The organism is Paenibacillus sp. EKM301P, assembly GCF_011800295.1.
GTDB classification, from domain to species: domain Bacteria; phylum Bacillota; class Bacilli; order Paenibacillales; family Paenibacillaceae; genus Paenibacillus; species Paenibacillus polymyxa.
Map to the genome: position 1 here is coordinate 1 of NZ_JAALFM010000044.1, position 1597 is coordinate 1597.

A 1597-nucleotide genomic window follows, 5' to 3' on the forward strand; every position below is an offset into this window, starting at 1 on the left:
CCTGCCCGTTCGTATTATGAGATCAACCAGTTCTTTCTGGTTGATCCTTTTTTCATTTGCATAGAGGATTAAGGTAGCCTGGTCGAACGTACCTGCCCGTGGGACTTGATCCCGAGCGCTATAGTGTTCGCCCTACTTGTCATGACCATGATTGAGGCTGGTTGGGACGTAAGATCCCGTATAACAAGCGATGCTATGGAGCGACAAGAAGAACCTTAGGGATGCCGGGGAACCTAAACTTACAGGGAGAGATGAAATGAATCCAGTTGTCGGTCTAGATATTTCAAAAGAAGAAAGTCATGGACAAGCCTTTTTAGCGCGCGGAAAGCCCTTCAGAGGGACATTCTACTTCGAGCACACTCGTGATGGCCTAGCAAATTTACATCAAGTTTTGAAGGATGTTGAGACTGCATCCAAACTACGTCCTCTGCTTATTCTAGAAGCAACCGGCCATTACCAAAGTCCCGTTGTTCAGTTCCTAGAAGAACATCACTACATTTACATTATCATTAATCCGCTCATCTCAAATCGGCTTAGAAAGTCTCAACTTCGTAAAGTAAAGACGGATGCTGCGGACGCTTACCTATTGGGAGAGTTGTACTACAAGGAAGAGTTTGAACCTTTTAAAAAAAGAGGTGTGCAACTTCTCAATCTGCGCTATCTTACAAGACAGTATGAGTCCCTTTCAAAGATGTGTGTACAGACGAAGCTGCAATTCCAAGCCGTTTTAGATCAGGTTTTCCCAGCTTACAAAGGCGTCTTTGGAGCTATGTATTCCCGTATTTCACTACGGTTTTTAAGTAAATTTCCAACCTCATATTCAGTTTTGCAGACGGATGAAATTACACTCAAAGCTAAGATGAAAGAACTACTTTCTTCGAAACGGGGGCGTTCAGAGGGCTGGATTAACCAACGGGTTCAGCGACTGCTAGACGCGGCAAAGCAAAACCCATTTCAGCAAACCATGTATGCAAGCCACTTAATCAATTTGAAAGTTCTTATCACCCTTATTCTTCAGTACCAAGAGCATCTTGCTGAACTGGAACAGAACATAGATGCTCTGGCTGAAGAAATTGAAGAGTATGAATTAATTCAGTCGATTCCCGGTATTGGGCATAAAATTGCTGCAACAATTTTATCTGAAATTGGAGAAGTCGACCGATTTGATCATCCTAAAAAGCTAGTAGCTTTTGCAGGCATTGACCCGAGTGTCTTTGCTTCCGGTAAATTTACAGCAACTCGAAACCGAATCACGAAACGTGGTTCCAGGCAGTTGCGTTACGCACTGGTAATGGCTGTCCAGTGTGGGCTTATACGCTCCCGAAATATGCGACTCAAAGCGTTCTATGATCGCAAGAGAGCAGAAGGAAAACCACATAAAGTAGCTCTAATCGCATGTGCAAATAAGCTCATCCATTGGCTTTATGCAATCTTGAAAAACAAAAAGGAATTTCGTCCAATTTAAAAGATTATCATTGGCATAACCTTCCAAGACACAACGGAAATTGGAGGGTTATTTGGCATGCTCATTTTAACTATACCACATGATTTAGAATCACTTTACTGGTAATCTTGACAAGCTATTAGCTGGTATAGC

General features: G+C 42.6%; 1 protein-coding gene. It reads left to right on the forward strand.

The window, feature by feature from the left end; all coding sequences use genetic code 11:
• The first annotated feature begins 256 nt into the window (after positions 1-256).
• Positions 257-1465 carry an IS110 family transposase gene (locus HFD99_RS24725; RefSeq protein WP_039277347.1) on the forward strand — a complete coding sequence of 403 codons (1209 nt, stop codon included), beginning with the start codon at positions 257-259 and terminating at the stop codon, positions 1463-1465.
• The last annotated feature ends 132 nt before the right edge of the window (positions 1466-1597 follow it).